The sequence below is a fragment of the Amycolatopsis sp. NPDC033938 genome, assembly GCF_055575975.1.
On record NZ_JBVIRO010000005.1, the window covers coordinates 260618 to 278528 of the forward strand.

15 protein-coding genes are annotated in these 17911 nt (G+C 69.3%); all 15 read right to left on the reverse strand.

The features are described from left to right. Positions 1–123 precede the first annotated feature (123 nt). Positions 124–1497: an alkaline phosphatase family protein gene (locus ACZ5ZX_RS17050; RefSeq protein WP_465502945.1), complete on the reverse strand. Its 1374-nt coding sequence runs from the start codon at positions 1495–1497 to the stop codon at positions 124–126. Further along, positions 1494–2564 (reverse strand): metabolite traffic protein EboE, encoded by a 1071-nt coding sequence (eboE, locus tag ACZ5ZX_RS17055; protein WP_465502946.1) that lies wholly within the window; start codon positions 2562–2564, stop codon positions 1494–1496. Before eboE ends, ACZ5ZX_RS17050 begins: the two co-directional genes overlap by 4 nt. Beyond that, positions 2561–3424, reverse strand: a complete 864-nt coding sequence (locus ACZ5ZX_RS17060; RefSeq protein WP_465502947.1) for a TatD family hydrolase — start codon at positions 3422–3424, stop codon at positions 2561–2563. Before ACZ5ZX_RS17060 ends, eboE begins: the two co-directional genes overlap by 4 nt. A 4-nt stretch (positions 3425–3428) precedes the next feature. After that, positions 3429–4844 (reverse strand): EboA domain-containing protein, encoded by a 1416-nt coding sequence (locus ACZ5ZX_RS17065; RefSeq protein WP_465502948.1) that lies wholly within the window; start codon positions 4842–4844, stop codon positions 3429–3431. Beyond that, the gene (locus tag ACZ5ZX_RS17070; RefSeq protein WP_465502949.1) at positions 4841–5689 is read right to left on the reverse strand and encodes an SCO3242 family prenyltransferase; all 849 of its coding nucleotides are present in this window, start codon (positions 5687–5689) and stop codon (positions 4841–4843) included. Before ACZ5ZX_RS17070 ends, ACZ5ZX_RS17065 begins: the two co-directional genes overlap by 4 nt. Positions 5690–5700: 11 nt before the next feature. Next, positions 5701–6858 carry an inositol-3-phosphate synthase gene (locus tag ACZ5ZX_RS17075; protein WP_465502950.1) on the reverse strand — a complete coding sequence of 386 codons (1158 nt, stop codon included), beginning with the start codon at positions 6856–6858 and terminating at the stop codon, positions 5701–5703. A 113-nt stretch (positions 6859–6971) separates the two neighbouring features. After that, the gene (locus ACZ5ZX_RS17080) at positions 6972–8144 is read right to left on the reverse strand and encodes a Gfo/Idh/MocA family protein (RefSeq protein ID WP_465502951.1); all 1173 of its coding nucleotides are present in this window, start codon (positions 8142–8144) and stop codon (positions 6972–6974) included. 42 nt (positions 8145–8186) lie between these two features. Further along, complete coding sequence (locus tag ACZ5ZX_RS17085; protein WP_465502952.1) at positions 8187–9239, reverse strand: substrate-binding domain-containing protein; 1053 nt, start codon at positions 9237–9239, stop codon at positions 8187–8189. Between the two features lie 22 nt (positions 9240–9261). Beyond that, the gene (locus tag ACZ5ZX_RS17090) at positions 9262–10236 is read right to left on the reverse strand and encodes an ABC transporter permease (RefSeq protein ID WP_465503107.1); all 975 of its coding nucleotides are present in this window, start codon (positions 10234–10236) and stop codon (positions 9262–9264) included. A gap of 35 nt (positions 10237–10271) precedes the next feature. Continuing rightward, positions 10272–11774 (reverse strand): sugar ABC transporter ATP-binding protein, encoded by a 1503-nt coding sequence (locus ACZ5ZX_RS17095; protein WP_465502953.1) that lies wholly within the window; start codon positions 11772–11774, stop codon positions 10272–10274. Next, positions 11771–13033 (reverse strand): ROK family transcriptional regulator, encoded by a 1263-nt coding sequence (locus ACZ5ZX_RS17100; protein ID WP_465502954.1) that lies wholly within the window; start codon positions 13031–13033, stop codon positions 11771–11773. The genes ACZ5ZX_RS17095 and ACZ5ZX_RS17100 overlap by 4 nt, the downstream gene beginning before the upstream one ends. 367 nt (positions 13034–13400) lie before the next feature. Further along, a complete protein-coding gene (locus tag ACZ5ZX_RS17105) occupies positions 13401–13883 on the reverse strand; it encodes a hypothetical protein (protein ID WP_465502955.1) in 483 nt (160 codons plus the stop codon). A 14-nt stretch (positions 13884–13897) separates the two neighbouring features. Then, positions 13898–15310: a hypothetical protein gene (locus tag ACZ5ZX_RS17110; protein WP_465502956.1), complete on the reverse strand. Its 1413-nt coding sequence runs from the start codon at positions 15308–15310 to the stop codon at positions 13898–13900. Between the two features lie 374 nt (positions 15311–15684). After that, the gene (locus tag ACZ5ZX_RS17115; protein ID WP_465502957.1) at positions 15685–16887 is read right to left on the reverse strand and encodes an ROK family transcriptional regulator; all 1203 of its coding nucleotides are present in this window, start codon (positions 16885–16887) and stop codon (positions 15685–15687) included. A 10-nt stretch (positions 16888–16897) separates the two neighbouring features. Further along, positions 16898–17908: a GlxA family transcriptional regulator gene (locus ACZ5ZX_RS17120; RefSeq protein WP_465502958.1), complete on the reverse strand. Its 1011-nt coding sequence runs from the start codon at positions 17906–17908 to the stop codon at positions 16898–16900. Positions 17909–17911 lie beyond the last annotated feature (3 nt).

The window sequence follows — 17911 nt, forward strand, 5'->3', positions numbered from 1 at the left end:
CGATTTTCCGAGTCCCGCGCGTTTCCAGGCCGTGTGTGGGTGCGGGGGGGGTGGTGTTGGTTTGGTTCTTGTGGTCCAACAACTAAACCCCCAACACACGACCCGCTGTACCGAAGACCTCCCTTACTTCAATCCCTGCAGTGCCAAAAGCAACGGATGCACGTCGGTCGCCCCGACGCGACCGGAGGGCTGGAAGGCCGGGTCACTGCACAGCAGCACCGGACCGTCCTCGCCTGCATCGGGGAGCCGTCCGTGGGAACCGCGCACCCAGCGCGGATCGGTCGGGACGACGTCCATCGCGTAGCGCAGCCCGGCGAACTTCTTCGCCAGGTTGAGCCCGGCCCGCGCCTTGGCGAACTTGTCCTCCGGGTCGAAGAACAGCTCGGCGGGGTCGTAGCCCGGCTTGCGGTGGATCTCCACGCCGCGCGCGAAATCGGGCTTCCGCGCGTCGTCGAGCCAGTAGTAGTACGTGAACCACGAGTCCGGCTCGGCGACCGCGACGAGTTCACCTGCCCGTTCGTGGTCCAGCCCGTAACGAGCTTGTGCCTCGCGGTCGAGGACCTCGTCGACGCCGGTCAGTTCGCCGACGATGGAGCGCACTCGCTCCACATCGGACTCGTCACGGACGTAGACGTGCGCGACCTGGTGGTCGGCGACGGCGAACGCACGCGACGCCCATGGATCGAGGTACTCCATGCCCGCCTGGGTGTAGACCTCCAGCAGTCCTTCGCGCCGCAGTGCCCGGTTGATGTCGACCGGCCGGTGCACGTTGGTGATCCCGTACTCGCTGAGCGCGACCACGGTCGCCCCGGCGTTGCGGGCGTCGTCGAGCAGCGGTGCCAGCGCCTTGTCCAACTCCCGCGCCGCCAACGCCGCCTGCGGTGCGTCGGGACCGAAGCGCTGCAGGTCGTAGTCCAGATGCGGGACGTAGGTCAGCAGCAGATCGGGACGCTTCTCCCGCAGGATCTGCCGCGACGCGCCGATCACCCACTTGCTCGACTTGAGCGACGCCGTCGGGCCCCAGTACTGGAAGAGCGGGAACTCCCCCAGCGCGCCGGTCAGCTGATCGTGCAGTTCCGGCGGTCGCACATAGGCGTCCGGCGACTTGCGGCCGTCGGCGTGGTAGATCGGGCGCGGGGTCACCGTGACGTCGGTGCTCATCCCCATCGCGTACCACCAGCACACGTTCGCCGACGTGTAGCCGGGGTGCGCCGCCCGCGCGGTCTCCCACAGCTTCTCCCCGCCGACGAGCCGGTTGTGCTGGCGCCACAGGAAGATCTCGCCGAGATCGCGGAAGTACCAGCCGTTGCCGACGATCCCGTGCTGCGCGGGCATGAGCCCGGTGAGGAAGGTCGACTGCGCGCTGCAGGTGACGGCGGGCAGCACCGTGCCCAGTTCGGCCTGCCAGCCGTCACGGGCGACGGCGGACAGGTTCGGCATGTCCCGCAACGCCTTCGGGGTCAGCCCGACGACGTCGATGACGACCAGCGGCTTCACGCGGAAACCCCTTCCTTGACGAGGTACGCCTGCGCCCACTCGAGTTCCGCAGCGATTCCGCCGACGAGGTCACCCGCGTCCGGCAGGACACTCCAGGTGTAGGTCTCGACCTCGATATGCGGTTCGCCGGGCAACCCGGCGGCGATGATGCGCAGGACGTCGGTCGTGGTGGACAGCGGAGCGGCCGGGGCCTGGTGCAGCGGCATGTGGAAATGCACGCGCCACGGCCCCTCCCCCGGCAACTCCGTCCATGCCTCGGGCAGGTCGTCGGCCTTGTGCACGACACCGCCCGAAAGCTCCCGGACCTGGTGCAGATAGCGGGGTTCGGCGAACGCTGCCAACGCCTCACGGGCTTCGGCGGGCTTTTCCACGTGCAGTGCGGCGGAAGCCTGCACCTTGACGATGTCCACATCGGACTCGGCGATCGCCTTGAGGGTCTCCGCCGGATCGGCGAACGACACCGCGAGGTGGCAGGTGTCCAGGCACAGCCCGACGTACTCCGGATCGACGCGGCCGGACAACCAGCCCAGCGCGTCGGCAACGGTGTCGAGCACGCAACCGGGTTCCGGCTCGACGGCCAGTTTGATCGGCCGGTCACCGATCGCCCGGACGACCTGGCTGAAGGCCTCGGCCGCGCGACGGTCGTCGTGCTCGGACCACGGCTCGCGCCACGCGAGCGGCAGCGTGGAGATGCTGCCGTACGAAGCGTCCTCGGCGAGCAGGTCGGAAAGGACGTTCACACAGTCGATCGTGTACGCGACCCGGTCCGGATGAGTCCACTCAGGACGGTAGACCGCGTGCTTGACGACCTCGTCGTGGAATCCGCCGTACGGGAACGCGTTCAGCGTGTACACCGACAGCCCGCGGGCGTCGAGTTCGGCACGGAACCGCTTGCGCGCCCCGGCGTCTTCGGCGAGCCCGCGCGCGACCGGCGCGGAGAGCCACAGTCCGACGCCGAGCCGGTCGGCGCCCAGCCGTTCGCGGACCGGAAGCGCGTACCGCTCCAGCTGCGCGACGATGCCGTCGACGTCCTCGGCGGGATGGACATTCGTGCAGTAGGAGATCATTTGCGGGCACCTCGCAACACCGAGTTGCCCTCGAAGGTCGCCGCCTCGCCGGTGAACCCGGGCAGCGGGTCGAGGGTGAGCCGCCCGCTCTGCCCGTAGAACTCGACGGGGTTCTGCCACAGCACCTTGTCGACGTCGGCCTCGGTGAAGCCGCCGTCGAGCATCGCCTGCCCGGTTTTGGCGGTCTTCAACGGATCCGAGCGCCCCCAGTCGGCGGCCGAGTTGACGATCATGTTGTCCAGCCCGTACTGGCGCAGGATCTCGACCATCCGGTGCTCGTCCATCTTGGTGTCCGGGTAGATGGAGAACCCCATCCAGGCGCCAGAATCCTTGACCAGCTTGACGGTCACCTCGTTGAGGTGGTCGACGACCACGCGCTCCGGCGCGATCCCGGCCTCACGGACGACGTCGAGGGTGCGCTTGGTGCCTTCGAGCTTGTCGCGGTGCGGCGTGTGCACCAAGACGGGCAGGTCGTGTTCGAGGGCCATCGCCAGCTGCCGCGCGAAGACCTCGTCCTCTTCCTTGGTCATCGAGTCGTAGCCGACCTCGCCGACCGCGACGACGCCGTCCTTGGCCAGGTACCTCGGGAGGACGTCGAGCACTTCGCGGCAGCGGGGGTCGTTGGCTTCCTTGGGGTTCAGCGCGATCGTGCAGTGGTGGCGGATGCCGAACTGGGCGGCGCGGAACCGTTCCCAGCCGATGAGGGCGTCGAAGTAGTCGGTGTACGAGCCGACGCTGGTGCGCGGCTGCCCCAGCCAGAACGCGGGTTCGACGAGAGCGCGCACGCCTGCCGCGTACATGGCTTCGTAGTCGTCGGTGGTCCGGGAGGACATGTGGATGTGGGGATCGAAGATGCGCACTGTGTTAGTTCTCCTTGAGGAGTTCGAGGGCGTCGGCGGGAACGTCACGTCCGGCCGCCCTGCGTTCGTCGGCGAAGTCGGCGAGCATGCGCCTCAGCTCGTCGTCCGCGCGGGTTTCGAGCTCCGCGACGGCGGCGAGCGGAACGCCGACGAAGACGCATTTGAGGACACCGTGCCGCCAGGTGTGGTCGTCCAGGAAGCGGGCGAAAGCGCCCATGGCGGCGGCGACCAGGCGGATGTCGTTGGCGCGCAAGGCGTCTTCGACCAGCTTGACGCCGGTGTCGGTGACTTCGGCGTCTGGGGACTCAAGCTCGTTGAGCGCGCGGAGCACTCCTCGCCGCTCGGCGTCGTCACCGTAGCGGTAGAGATCCCGCAGCTCAGCGGCCAACGCCGCGTCGTCGAGGACGCCGGCCAGCGCCGTCACGAGCCGGACGCGCGCCCGGTCGTCGACGGTGCCGTGCACCAGCCCCTGCGGATCCGTCTCCGGCCGCAACGCCGTCCGGCCGACCTCGCGGCCGACGGCCGGGAAGAGCGAGCCGACGACCGACGGCTTTTCCCGGATCCGCCGTTCCGCCTTGTCCAGCCACGTTTGCGGCAACGCGCTGGTGAGGGCTTCGAAGGCGCTGCGCGCGGTGTCCGGTGCGGCGTGGCTGTGCCGGGGCAGTTCGACCGCGGCCAGCCCGGTGTAGCCGATCTCCGCCAGCGCGGCGAGCGTGCCCGGCAGGTCCAGATGACCGTCGCCGAATTCGAGGTGCTCGTGGACCCTCGGCAGCATGTCGTCCAGCTGGACGTTCCACAGCAGCGGTCCGGCGAGACGGACGCACTCGGCCGCGTTCACCGGCTCGACGGCGACGCAGTGCCCGACGTCGAGCGTGACCCCGAACAGTTCCGGCTCGCCCAGTTCCTTGCGCAGGTCCAGGACCTGGCTCAGATGCTGCACGAGGTGCCCGGGCTCCGGTTCCATGGCCAGCCGGACGTTCAGCCGCGAAGCATGCTCCAGCACCGCGGCGACGCCGTCACGCAGCCGGGGCCAGGCGACCTCTGTGTCCACAGTAGACACACCGGACCAGAACGAGACACAGTCGGCGCCGAGGTCGGCGGCGATCCGCATCGCCCTTGCCAGGAAGTCGATCCGGCGCGCGGGGTCGTCCGACAGCAGCGTCGGCGAGTGCTTGTGCCACGGGTCGAGCAGGTAGCGCGCGCCGGTCTCGACGACGACCCGGTTCAGGCCGAGCGCCGAAAGCCGGGACGCCACGTGGTCGACCTGCCGCGCCAGATCGTCGGCGAACGGGTCGAGATGGTCGTGGTCCAGGGTCAGCGCCACCCCGGTGTAGCCGAGGTCGGCGATGATCGCGAGCGCGTCGTCGAGACGGTGGTTGGAGAAGCCGTTGGTGCCGTATCCCAAGGAGAACACAGTCATGTGGGGCTCACCTTCCTCGACAGCTTGCGGGCGATCGGCAGCGCGGCCGCGACGAGCACGGCTCCCAGTACCGAGCCTTTGGCCGTGACCGCCGCCTGGAGCGGGACCATGCCGTGGATGCCGTTCTTGGTCGCCGACCGCACGGACTTCGCGGACGGATCGCGGACGGCGTCCGCCTGTGCCCGGCCGACCAGGCCCGCGTAGCCCGAACCGGCCGCCACCGAGGCCGCGCGATACCAGCCCCCACGTGCGGGTCCGGTCAATGCCAACGTTGTCGCGGCGCAGCTGGTGGCCAGTGCGGCACGAGCCGTACCTGGTTTCGCGCCGTGCACTTCCCCGGTGGACAAGACGGTGACACCGAGCGTGTGCACGCCGACGGCGGCCGCGGCGGTGAGAGCACGGCGAGTTTCAAGGCCCGCGCCCAGCAGGACGTCGAGCGTGCGACAGGCCGCCATCGCCACCGGTCCGGCCGGGGTCGGCTTGAGCACGGTGTCGTAGGCCCACACCGCGGCCGCCAGCGGGACCGCGACGCGCATCGCCTGACGGCCGCCGCCGAGCGCGGCCAGGCCGAGCCCGGTCGCGGTCAGCGCGGCGCCGGTGGTGAGCGCCGCGCCGGCACTCACCCGCCCGGACGGGATCGGCCGCTCGGGACGCTCCACGGCGTCGAGCTTCCGGTCCGCCCAGTCGTTGAGGGCCATCCCGGCCCAGTAGAAGGCGACCGAGGACAGCGGCAGCAGCAGCCGTCGCCCGGTCATCTTGAGCCCCGCGGCGGCGGACCCGGCGACCGTGTCACCGAGCACCGTCAGCGCGGCTGGGGCGCGGACGAGTTCCACGTAAGCCTTCACAGCATTCGATTTCACAGTGCCGCCGCCCAGGTGATCAGGCGGGCGGCCTGCTCGGCGAAGCGGTGTTCGTCGCTGCCCAGCGGATCCTTGAAGAAGAAGCCGAGTTCGGTCAGCGCGCCGCTCTGGCCGTCGGCGTGCGCCGCGGTGACCAGCCTCGCGAGGTCGAGGATCAACGGCGCCGCGAGCGCGGAGTCGTAGCCGGTCCAGGTGAACTGCAGGCTCATGCGCGCGCCGAGGAATCCCTCGAACGACACGTGGTCCCACGCGGTCTTGATCTCGCCGAGGTCGGGCACGTTGTCGATGTGCAGCGGCGCGGTGACGTCCTCGCCGAGCAACGCCGCGAGGCCGCGGGCCTTCGACTCCAGCTTGCTGTTCGCGGTCACCGGGTCGGCGAGGGTCTCGCCGTCACCGCCGCCGAGCAGGTTGGTGCCCGACCAAGAGCGGACCTTCAGCGCCCGCGCGCTGAACATCGGCGCGAGGACGGTGCGGAGCAGCGTCTCCCCGGTCTTGCCGTCGCATCCCGCGTACGGCAGGCCTTCCCGCTCGGCGAGCTGCCGCAACGCGGGCAGGGTGACCCCGGCGGACGGCGTGAATTCGACGTACGGACTTCCCGCTTTCAGCGCCGCGTAGGCCGACAGCGAGCTGGGCGGCAGGACCGCCCTCGCCGGATCCGCGAGCGCGGCTTCGAGAGCGTCGAGGTCGTCGTGTTCGGGAAGGTGGGGACACGGGGCCTCGGTGGAGGACACGTTGACCACCACGACCCGCGCGAGGTCGTGCCGGTCCGCGAAAGCTCGGATGTCCGCGCCGAGCCGGGCGGCGGCGTCGGCCTGGGCACCGGTATGCGTCGCCGGGTGGTAACCGTCGCGGATCTCGGCGTCCACTTCGGCCAGTCCGGATCGGACCGCCGAGAACACCGAGTGCCCGAACACACCGGCGTGCGCCAGCTGTTCGGCGCGCTTCTCCAGCGGAGTGTGCGCGATGTCGTGCCCGCCGAGGACCAGATCGTCCCAGCCCGGCAACGGAACCCCCGCGAACGCGGGTAGCTCGGTGACACAGCCGACCGGACCGGTCACACCGGCGCGCAGGGCCAGCAGGCCCACCGCGGCGGTCGTGGCCACCGATCCTCTCGCACCGATCAACCAGATGCCCGTGCGCTCCTGAGCAGGCATTTCTCCACCTTTCCAAGATCCGGAACGTCCGACAGTCCATTTCCTCGGATGGTCGGACGTTTCGGATCGAACCAAGTCGCCATGAAGTACGTCCATGCGACTTTCGGCTGGATCTACTCCGCCGTTACCACTCCGCCGCCTCCGGGCACAGCTGTCCATCGCGCCTCTTCGGCCGCGCTGCGCTCGACCGCGTCGAGGACCATCTGAACCCTCAACCCGTCCTCGAAGGACGGTTCGGGATCCGTACCTTCGCCGATCGCGGTGAGCAGGTCGGCGACCTCGTTGGTGAAGGTGTGCTCGTAGCCGAGGAGGTGGCCCGGCGGCCACCACACCCCGACGTACGGGTGGTCCGGTTCGGTGACCAGGATCCGGCGGAACCCCGACTCGGTGGCGGGCTGGCCACCGTCGTAGAAGGACAGTTCGTTCATCGACTCGAAGTCGAAGGCGAGGCTCGCCTTCGATCCGTTGATCTCCAGCCGCATCGAGTTCTTGCGGCCCAGCGCGTACCGGGTCGCTTCGAAACTCGCCACGGCGCCGCCGGAGAACCGGCCGAGGAACAGCGCGCAGTCGTCGACGGTGACCTGCCCCGTCCCGCCGTCGCCGTCCGGCCGTTCCTTGACGAAGGTGTTCGTCAAGGCGGAGACCCCGGTGATGGTCTCGCCGGTGACGAACTGGGCGGCGTCGACGATATGCGCGCCGAGATCGCCCAGCGCGCCGGAGCCCGCCTTGTCCTTGTGCAGCCGCCAGGTCATCGGCGACTCCGGGTCGGACAGCCAATCCTGCAGGTAGACCGTGCGCACGTGGCGGATCTCGCCGAGTGCCCCGCTCGCGACCAGGTTCCTGGCGTGCGCGAGCGCGGGCACCCGGCGGTAGTTGAAGGCCACCATGGACCGGACGCCGTTCGCCCGCGCCTTGGCCGCCGCCTCCGCCATCGCCTCGGCTTCGGCGAGGGTGTTGGCCAGCGGTTTCTCGCACAGCACATGCTTTCCGGCCTCGAGCGCGGCGATCGCGATCTCGGCGTGGCTGTCGCCCGGGGTGCAGATGTCGACCAGGTCGACGTCGTCGCGGGCGATCAGCGCGCGCCAATCCGTCTCGACGTCTTCCCAGCCGAACCGCTCCGCCGCGGCCTTCGCCCGCCCTTCGTCGCGGCCGCCGAGCACGGCGAGTCTCGGGATCAGCGGTGGCGCGAAGAACCGGTGCACACTGCGCCACGCGTGCGAATGCACCGCACCCATGAACGAGTGACCGACCATGCCGACCCCGATCGTTTCCTTTGCCGTGCTCATGCCCCTCCTATGTCTCCGCTTGCGTGTGTCGGGTACGCGGGTTTACGAGTCGAAGCCGACGTCCATGTACTGGTCGACGTTCTCCTTGGTGACCACCGCGGAGTACGTGGTGATCTCCGACGGGATCTCGTGCTCGGCGAAATCGCCCGCGCCCTTGTTCTGGCCGAGCAGCCTGGCGAGCGAGATCGCGGACGACGCCATCGACGGGCTGTAGAGCACCGTCGCCTTCAGCGGCTCGGCGTCGGATTTGATCAGGTTCATCGCGTTCTTCGAACCCGCGCCGCCGACCATCAGGAAGTCCTTGCGGTTCGCGTTGTTGATCGCCGCGATGACACCGACCCCCTGGTCGTCGTCGTGGTTCCAGAGCGCGTCCAGTTTGGGCGCGGACTGCAGCAGGTTCGAGGTCTGCTGCTCACCGGACTCCGGCGTGAACTGCGCCGAGACCCGAGGGCCGACCGCGAAACCCTGACGCGCCAAGGCGTCCTTGAACCCCTTGCTGCGTTCCTGGGTCAGCGGCAGCGAGTCGATGCCCGCGACCTCGCCGATGACCGGGCTGGCGATGTTCTTCGCCTTCATCTGCTTGGCGATGTAGTTCCCGGCGTTGACGCCCATCCGGTAGTTGTCGCCACCGATCCAGGTGCGGTACGCGAGCGGGGTGTCGAAGACACGGTCGAGGTTGATCACCTGGATCCCGGCGTCCATCGCCTGCTGGCCGACGGCGGTGAGCGCCTTGCCGTCGAACGGCAGGATCACCAGCACGTTGACCTTGGCGTTGATCAGCGTCTCCACCTGCGAGATCTGCTGGTTGACGTCGTTGGTGCCCTCGGTCGCGTTGAGTGTGACCTCACTGAACTTCTGCGCCTGCGCGCGGGCGTTCTTGGTGATGGCCGCCATCCAGCCGTGGTCGGCGGCCGGGGCCGAAAACCCGATGGTGACCGGGTTTCCGGGCTGCGAGTTGCTGCCCGCGTTGGCCACGTTGGCGGCGTTGTTCTGCGCCGGTGCCTCGTTCGAGGTGCACGCGGTCAGCAGCGCACCCGCTCCGACGGCCGCGCCCCCCAGCAGGAAACGGCGGCGATGCAGGGATTGTTCGGTCATGACGATTCTCCATCCACGGTGATCAAGTACTCGTCTTGGTTTTCTTGACGGAGCGGAACTGCAGTAGCGCGGCCAGCACGATGATCACGCCCTTGGCGATGTTCTGGATGTCGGTGTCCAGGTTGTTGAGCGTGAAGATGTTGGACAGCACGGTGAAGATCAGCACGCCGATCAGGGTGCCGATGAGCGAGCCGCGGCCACCGGTGAGCAGGGTGCCGCCGATGACGACCGCCGCGATGGCGTCGAGTTCGTAGAGCATGCCGTTGGTCGAGGCGCCCGCGGTGGTGCGGGCGACGACCATCAGCGCGGCGATACCGCAGCACAGTCCGGCGACGCCGTAGACGAGTGCGGTGTGCCGCTTGACGTTGATGCCCGCCAGGCGCGAAGCCTCGGCGTTGCCACCGACGGCGAAGGTGCGGCGGCCGAACGTGGTGCGGTTCAGCAGCACCCAGCCGATGACGAACACCAGCGCGAACATCCAGATCAGCACCGGGACGCCGAGCAGGTCGCCGCGGAAGAAGTCGAGGAAGCCCGCCTCCGACACCACCTGCGTGCGGCGGCCGCTGATGCGTTCCGCGAGCCCGCGGGCCGCGACGTACATCGCCAAGGTCGCGATGAACGGCACGATCTTCCCGTAGGAGACCAGGATCCCGTTGACCAGACCGCAGCCGAGGCCGACCAGGAGTCCACAAAGGATCATCACGAACGGGCCGTAGGACTGGGTGGCCAGTGTGGTCAGCCAGACGCTGGAGAGCGCCACGATCGACCCGACCGAGAGGTCGATGCCGCCGGCGATGATCACGAAGGTCATCCCGACGCTGACCACGCCGATGGCCGCGGCCAGCCGGAGGATCGTCGAGATGTTGCCTTCGGTGAAGAACTGGTCGGGCCGGGTCAGCTGGCCGACGACGCACAGGATCACCAGCACACCGGTCAGCCCGAGCAACCGGGTGTCCAGCGAGAAGTGTCGCTTTTCTTTAGGTGGCACGGGTTCCACGGCGCTTCCCGTACGCACCGACTCGGCTTGGTCAGTCACGCCGCACTCCCCTCGAGAATCACGTCGAGCACATCCGCCTCTGTCAGCTCCGCAGACGGCCTTTCAGCCAGGACATGTCCTTCACGCAGCACCAGCACCCGGTCGGACAGTCCGAGTACTTCGGGGATCTCGCTGGAGACCAGCACGATGGCGACCCCGGTCGCGGCCAGTTCTTCGATCAGCCGGTACAGCTCGGCCCGCGCGCCGACGTCCACCCCGCGGGTCGGCTCGTCGAGCAGCAGTACCCGGCAGCCGCGGACCAGCCAGCGCGCGAGCACCGCCTTCTGCTGGTTTCCGCCGGACAGCGTGCGGATGATCCGGTGCGGGTCGGCGGGCCGGAGATCGAGCCGCCGCAGGCTTTCCCCGGCGTCCTCCAGCTCCCTCGACCGCTCGGAGAACCCGAACGTCGCGTATTTGGACAGGCTGGCCAGTGTCACGTTGTGCACCACCGGCAGGTCCAGCAGCAGGCCTTGGCTCTTGCGTTCCTCCGGCGCCAGGCCGATCCCGGCCTTGACCGCCGCGGACACACTGCCCGCCCGTACCGGTTCGCCGTCGACCGAGACCGTGCCCGCGTCCTGTTTGCGCGCGCCGAAGATCGTCTCCAGCAGCTCGCTGCGCCCGGAGCCGACGAGACCCGCGATACCGACGACCTCCCCGGCGTGCACGGTGAAGCTCACGTTCTCGAACTCGCCAACGGTGGTCAGGTTCTCCACCTTGAGCACCTCTTTGTCCGGGTTCACGTGCTCCTGGTGCCGGGGGCCGAACACGGTCTCGACCTTGCGGCCCGCCATGAGCGCGACGAGATCCGACGTCGGCGTCTCCTTGGCGTCGAGGCCGGTGGAGACGGTCTTGCCGTCCTTGAGCACGGTGACGCGGTGGCCGATCCGGCGCAGTTCTTCGAGCCGGTGGGAGATGTAGACGATCGCGACGCCTTCGTCGGTCAGTTCGCCGACGATGCGGAACAGGTTGTCGACCTCTTCCCCCGCCAGTGCCGCGGTGGGCTCGTCCATCACCAGCAGCTTGGCGTCGTAGGCGAGCGCCCGCGCCATCGAGACCAGCTGCTGCCCGGCGGCGGAGAGCTTGCCCACCTCGGTCGACGGGGTGATCTCCGGATGCCCGAGCCGGGCCATCAGCTTCGCGGCCATGGCACGCGATTCGCTGATCCGCGTGAAGCCGAAGCTGGCCCGCTCGCGGCCGAGAAAGATGTTGTCCGCCACGGAAAGCCCTGGCACCAGGTCGAGTTCCTGGTACATGGTCGCGATGCCGATCTTCAGCGCGGCGACCGGCGAAGGCAGCGTGACCGGCTCGCCCTGCCAGAAGATCTCGCCGCCGTCGGGACGGTGCGCCCCGGCGAGGGTCTTGATCAGCGTGGACTTGCCCGCGCCGTTCTGGCCGAGCAGACAGTGCACCTCGCCGGGTTCGACGTCGAAGTCGACCCCGTCGAGCGCGCGAACGCCCGGGAAGGTCTTCACGATCCCCCGGACCGATAGCAAGGTCATGCCGGCGCCTCCTCGGTGAGCACTGGAACGAGCGTCGGGTCGGCGAAAAGCCGTTCGGTGGCAAGGTGTGCGGCCCCGCGCAGCGGAGCGGTGGTACCCAGCGGCGACGGCTCGACCCGGCAGGCAGGCTCGTGCCCCAGCGGGCGCGCGGACAGTTCGCGGCGCACCGGCTCGACCAGCCACTCGCCCAGTTCGGCGAAGTAACCGCCGAGCACCACGACGTCCGGGTCGAGTACATCGACCACAGTGGACACCGCGACACCGAGGGCGACCCCGAGTCCCGAGACCGCCGCGACGGCACGCTGGTCACCGCGCTGGACGCGATGCTTGAGCAGCCCGACCCGGCCGTCGACGCCGAGCGCGGGATCGTGCAGGGGGTCACCCGGTGAGGCGGCGACCCGCAACACGGCGTTGAGGCCGGCCTTGGTCTCCAGGCAGCCGACCCGGCCGCACTGGCACTGCTCGCCGGACGGGTCGACGGTGATGTGCCCGACCTCCCCGGCGAAACCCCTTGCCCCGCGCAGGATCGCGCCGCCGGAGACGAGTCCGCCGCCGACGCTCATCCCGCCGCTGAGGTAGAAAAGCTCCCGCACGCCACGACCGGCCCCCGCGACCGCCTCACCGACCGCGCCGAGGTTGGCCTCGTTGTCGACCGCGATGGCGTCGACCGGCAGCCCGAGCCGGGCGGCCAGCAGATCGGCGATCTCGGCGTCGCGCCAACGCAGCGTCGGCGCGAACCGCAGCACCGCGGCGGCCGAGTCGACCAGGCCCGGGACCGAGACCGTGACGCCGACCGGCCGCTCGTCGCGCAGCACCTGACCGGCGAGGAAGGCGAGTTCGTCCATGCTCCGGTGCAGCCCCAGAGCGGCGACGTCGGCGGACTCGGCGCGTTCGGCGATGACACGGCCGTCGAGGTTCGTGACGACGGCGGCGAAACGATCGGCCTCGACACTCAGCGCGAGCCCGTGGGCGCCGGCGCCGTTCAGCTCGACCAGCTGACTGGGCCTGCCGTTGCCGCCTGCCTGGAGTCCGGCGGAGCGGACGAGGCCGCGCTCGGAAAGCTCGGTGACCAGACCGGAGACGGCCGCCTTGGCGATCCCGCTCCGCGCCGCGAGCTGGGTACGCGACAGCGGTCCGGCGCGCAGCGCCCGCAGGAGCGCGGCGAGGTTCGAGGTACGTTTCCCCGCCGAGAACCCATGGGCGCCATTCGCCGTGCGTGGGCTGACCGGGTCGAGCTGCCCGGGATCAGTCGCGGCCACACTGCCTCATTTGACGACGCCTCACTTACGAATCGGCCGTAACAAACTTTGTTACTTAGCCAGCGAAAGTAGGGTGACTGCTGCCACTCGTCAAGGTGACAACAAGACAGAAATGCCCCCTGTCACCCGATTAGCCGTTCGGATCGGTGCAGACTTTTGTACTTTTCAAGCGAAAGTCTGCACGATCTTGACGTTACTAATCGGAATCAGGTGACTGCCCAACGTGCGGTGGAGGACCAACAGCGCGTGTCATGAACGGGACTTTCATGGCAAATTTTGCAATGAAAGTCCCGTTCATAACACGCAGCGGCGCCCGCCCTCAGCTACTCAACGTGAACGCGCGGTCCGTGGCCGAGGTCCCGCGGTGTCACTCGCGCAAGGCCCCGTCGGGCCACACGATCGTCACCGGCAGACCTCGCTGACGCGCCGCGTCGACGACGTCGGCGGTCCCTCCGTGGCCACCGGAAGGACCTCCGTCCCAGACCGCGATGATGGCCTCCACCTCCGCCAGCACCCGTTCACTGGCCGCCATGTAGGCCTCGCGGCCGGACTCGGGGAACGGCAGGGTGTCGACGACCGCCGCCCGCCCGAGCAGCTCGTCGAAGTCGGCCGCGTTGTCCGGCTTGACCTTCCTGGCGCGGTAGTCCTGCGCGGGAAGCACGACTTCCACCGAACCGCCGAGGTCGAGCACCACGCGGGCGAAGAGCTGGTCGGCGCCACGGGCCAGGCAAGTCACACCGACGAGCGGCTCGTCCGTCAGAGCGGCGAGCGTCCGGTGAAGAGCATCGGCGACCAACGGCACAGTGGTCGCGGACAGATTCGAGTGCCCGGTGATTCCGATGCGGCGCAACGAAGTTCCTCTCGTCAAGCGGCGGTCATTTCCACGACGGCGGCACGGACGTCCCGCACGGCGGGCACCGTAGCGAACACCGCGGCTTCACGATGGAAGTCCCTCAGGCGCACGCCGACTCTCCCGGACGCCCACGCACCGGCGGCCGGCAGCGCTTCCGCCACCAGCTCCGCGGCCCTGTCGGGCTCCCTGGACAGAAGGTGCGCCCTGGCCAGCCCGATGAGGTCGAAAACCCGGTTGCGCGCCCTGCCCGGATCTCGCAGATCGAGCGCTCGGCTGATGTACTCCTGCGCGGTCACGGCGTACCGCGGTTCGTAGCGGGCGAGATCCCGATAGCGGGCACCGATGACGCCCGCGAGTTCCGCGCTGTCGAGACTCCTCGCCGACGGCGTACGCGCATCGAGCTCACGCACTCCTTCGCCGTGGTAGTCCTCGGCGAGCGCGACCGCGCGCCGGAAAGCTCGTGGTTCGCCTCGAAGCGCGTAGGCCCACGCTTCGCGCGTCGCCAGGACGGCTCGAAGTCTCGGCGTCGCGATGCGTCTCGTGCAGTACTGCGCGAGCTGGACGACTTCGAGCCCGTCATCAGGGCGTCCCATGTCGAAGCACTGACGTGCGAGCGACCCCAAGGCGACCGCGGCCAGCGCGTCGTCGCCCGCGGCGTGGGCGAGTTGTGCGGCAAGCACGAAATAGCGTTGGGCCGTGCTGCTTTCTCCCGTATCCCAAGCCATCGTGGCGGCGATGTCGGCGATCTCCGCCCCCACCCGGAAACCCCGTACGGTCTCCGGTGTGCCCTGCGGCGCGGAGCGCAGCCGTCGAACATGGGCACCGAGCTGGGCGACGACCGCCTGCCGGGAAAGCGCTCCGTGCGCGGAATGCCACGAACGCAGCACTTGGACGAACTGCTCGGCGGCGTCGAGTTCCGGTGGGCTGAAAGCGTTTCCTCCGCGCTCTGCCGCGCCGTCGACCGGTGACAAGAACGGTCGCAATTCGGCGCTGAGCACCTGGCCGAGCAGGGTTCCCCCATGGGCGACCGTTCTCCGCCGATCGGGCGGGAGGAGATCGTGATCGGTCAACGCGATCGCCCGCTCGATCATGGTCCTGGAGTCCCATCGAGGCTCTGAGGAAGCCACCGGGAGCGAGTTACCGTCCACTGCGCGACGAGGGGGCGTGAAACCCAACGCCGCGTCGTCCACGGCTCCCAGCACGTGCCGAAGTCCCGCGCGGTACGCCGCGTTGGGCCACCTCGCGACGCCACGCTCGAGCTTCGCGAGATAGTGCGCGTCCAAGGCGTGTCGCTTGCCCGTGGTCTCCCATAACCAGACGTTGACCGCTTCCGCGACCTCCGCCCGGCTGGCTCGTTCGCCCGGCGCGCCGGGCGAGGGCAGGCGCTCTCTCGCCGCCCGCAACAACCTGTTCGTCTCGGCCATCGGTCCCCCCCCGGCCCCACGAAGTGTAGTCGCCGGGATCCACCTGGTCACCGCGTCGCGAACCTGCCCCAGGATTCCCCGGATCGCCCCGGTCTTCCCCGCCGTCAGGTGTGCCACGGCCGCACTCGGCGCCTCAAAGTGGCGTCGCACGGAACGAATCCGACCTGAAGGAGACCCTGGTGAGCGTCATTCCGACCAAGCCGCGCAGTTGTCGATTCCGGTTCCCCGACAGAGCTTTGGCCAGGCTCAGCGGCGAACGAGCGGATTTGATCGCCGCCGTCGTCCTCGCCTGCGCGGCCGGGTTCGGGCAACCGCCCACCCCGGGCACCTGGGGCGGCCTCGCCTGGCGGGTGATCCTGCTCTGCGCCGCCGCCTCAGCTACTCAACGTGAACGCGCGGTCCGTGGCCGACCAGGCGGCCCCGATGACGCCGGCGGTGTCCCCGAGTTCGGACAGCACGATCGGCAGGTTCCCGGTCGCCAGCGGCAGCGAGCGGCGGTAGACCGAGCTGCGGATCTCGGCGAGCAGCTGATGCCCGAGCTGCGCCACACCGCCGCCGATCACGACCATCCCCGGGTTCACGAAACTCACCAGCGAGGCGACCACCTGGCCGAGCCGCCGCCCGCCGTCGCGGATCAGGTTGACCGCGCCGAAATCGCCCGACGCCGCCGCGCGGCCGACGTCCGCGGCGGTGATCGCGCCCCGGTCCGCGACGACGTCGGCGAGGTACGCCGACCGGCCGCTGCGCGCCAGGGTCAGCCCGTCCCGGGCCAGTGCGGCGCCGCCGAAGTACGCCTCGAGGCAGCCGGTCTCGCCGCAGGCACAGGTCGGGCCGTAGTCGTCGAGGCGGATGTGCCCGATGTCGCCGGCGGTACCCGCGACACCGCGGTACACCTTGCCGCCGAGCACGATCCCGCAGCCGATCCCGGTACCGATCTTGACGAACACCAGATCGTCGATGGACCGGGCGACCCCGGCGTGCCGTTCCCCGAGCGCCATCGAGTTCACGTCGTTGTCGACGGTGACCGGGCAGCGCAACAGCCCGCCGAGATGGTCGCGCACGGAAAACCGGTCCCAGCCGGGCATTATCGGCGGCGCCACCGCCATCCCCTCGGCGAAGCTCACCGGCCCCGGCAGGCCGATCCCGGCGGCGATCAGCTTGCCCGGCGCCTCTTCGCGGATCTTCTCCGCCAGCTCCACGACCCGTTTGAGGACGGCGTGCGGCCCTTGCCGGACGTCGCAGTCCTCGACGGTGTGCACCAGCACCTCGCACGAAGCGTCGGTGAGGGCGACCCCGACCGACGTCGCGCCGACGTCGACGGAGAGCACTCGCAGGTCTCCCGCCAGCCGCACCAGCGTCGACCGCCTGCCACCCCGGCTCGCCGACGGACCCGCCGTCTCGACGAGACCGACCTCGGCGAGGCGGGTCACCTCGGCACCCACCCGGGCACGCGGCAGCTCCAGCCGCTCCCCCAGTTCGACCCTGGACATCGGGCCCTCGTCCCGCAGCAAGGTGAGCAACTGGGTTTGGTGCCGGGTTTCGACCATCGGATGCTCCGTGGTGGATGCCGTGCTCATTCAGCCGAGCCTACGGCGTTGTCCACTTCCTGTCCCGAACGCCCGTGGCCGCCCGGCCGCGCCTGAACATCGCGCGGTAGTCCATCGGCCGATGTCCGGTCAGCCGGGCGAAGACCGCACCGAACGTCCCGGGATCGCGATAGCCGACATCGGCGGCGATACCGGCGACCGTTCGCTCCGTGGTCTCGAGCAGATGCTTCGCCCGGCGCACCCGTGCCTCCTGCAGATAACCGAGCGGAGTCTTGCCGGTCTCGGCGCGAAATCGCCGCAGCAATGTTCGCGTGCTGACGTGGAACGTCGTGGAGAGCAGCCCGAGGTCGTACCGCTCGCGCATGTTCTGGTCCAGCCAGCGCTTGACGCCTTGGGAGAACTCGCTGCCGCCGGCGGGCAACAGATCCGTGTCGACATACGGCGTCTGGCTCGACCGCGCGTCGTCGACGAGCGCGATCCGCGCGGTCGCACGGGCGACCCGGCCGCCGTGGTGTTCCCGGATCAGGCCGAGTGCGAAGTCGTACATCGCGCTGAACGCACCCGTCGTGGTCACCCCGCTGTCGGTGATGACGAGTTTCTCCGGAAGGACTTCGGTGGCAGGGCATCGGCTCGCCAACTGGCCGGCGAAGAGCCACGACGTCGTCGACCGCCGTCCGTCGAGCAAGCCCGCCTCGGCCAGTAAGAACGCGCCGACGCAGATCGAGACCACCGCGACTCCGTCCTCCGCGGCCGTCCTGATGGCTTCGATTTCCGGGCGGAGCGACCTGAGCCTGGTGTCGAGATCGAGTCCTGGCGACAGCTCGAACCCGGGTACCACCAGGACATCGACCGGCCGCACCGGGGAAACCGAGAGCACCGCCCCGCCAGAAGCGACCACCCGCCGTCGCGGCGACAAGATCGAGACCTCGTACGAGGAATCCCCGGCGGCGGCGACATGCGAGGCCATCGTGAGGAGGTCGGGAACCCCGAAGACCTCCGACGCGAAGCATCCCGGATAAGCGAGCACTCCGACGCGCGGCGGGGTCACCATGGT

What these genes read in the sequence shown, in the direction of transcription:
- eboE (WP_465502946.1), bottom strand. Translation starts at nt 2,564, where the DNA reads ATGATCTCCTACTGCACGAATGTCCATCCCGCCGAGGACGTCGACGGC.
- ACZ5ZX_RS17065 (WP_465502948.1), bottom strand. Translation starts at nt 4,844, where the DNA reads ATGACTGTGTTCTCCTTGGGATACGGCACCAACGGCTTCTCCAACCAC.
- ACZ5ZX_RS17075 (WP_465502950.1), bottom strand. Translation starts at nt 6,858, where the DNA reads ATGCCTGCTCAGGAGCGCACGGGCATCTGGTTGATCGGTGCGAGAGGA.
- ACZ5ZX_RS17080 (WP_465502951.1), bottom strand. Translation starts at nt 8,144, where the DNA reads ATGAGCACGGCAAAGGAAACGATCGGGGTCGGCATGGTCGGTCACTCG.
- ACZ5ZX_RS17085 (WP_465502952.1), bottom strand. Translation starts at nt 9,239, where the DNA reads ATGACCGAACAATCCCTGCATCGCCGCCGTTTCCTGCTGGGGGGCGCG.
- ACZ5ZX_RS17095 (WP_465502953.1), bottom strand. Translation starts at nt 11,774, where the DNA reads ATGACCTTGCTATCGGTCCGGGGGATCGTGAAGACCTTCCCGGGCGTT.
- ACZ5ZX_RS17110 (WP_465502956.1), bottom strand. Translation starts at nt 15,310, where the DNA reads ATGGCCGAGACGAACAGGTTGTTGCGGGCGGCGAGAGAGCGCCTGCCC.
- ACZ5ZX_RS17115 (WP_465502957.1), bottom strand. Translation starts at nt 16,887, where the DNA reads ATGAGCACGGCATCCACCACGGAGCATCCGATGGTCGAAACCCGGCAC.
- ACZ5ZX_RS17120 (WP_465502958.1), bottom strand. Translation starts at nt 17,908, where the DNA reads ATGGTGACCCCGCCGCGCGTCGGAGTGCTCGCTTATCCGGGATGCTTC.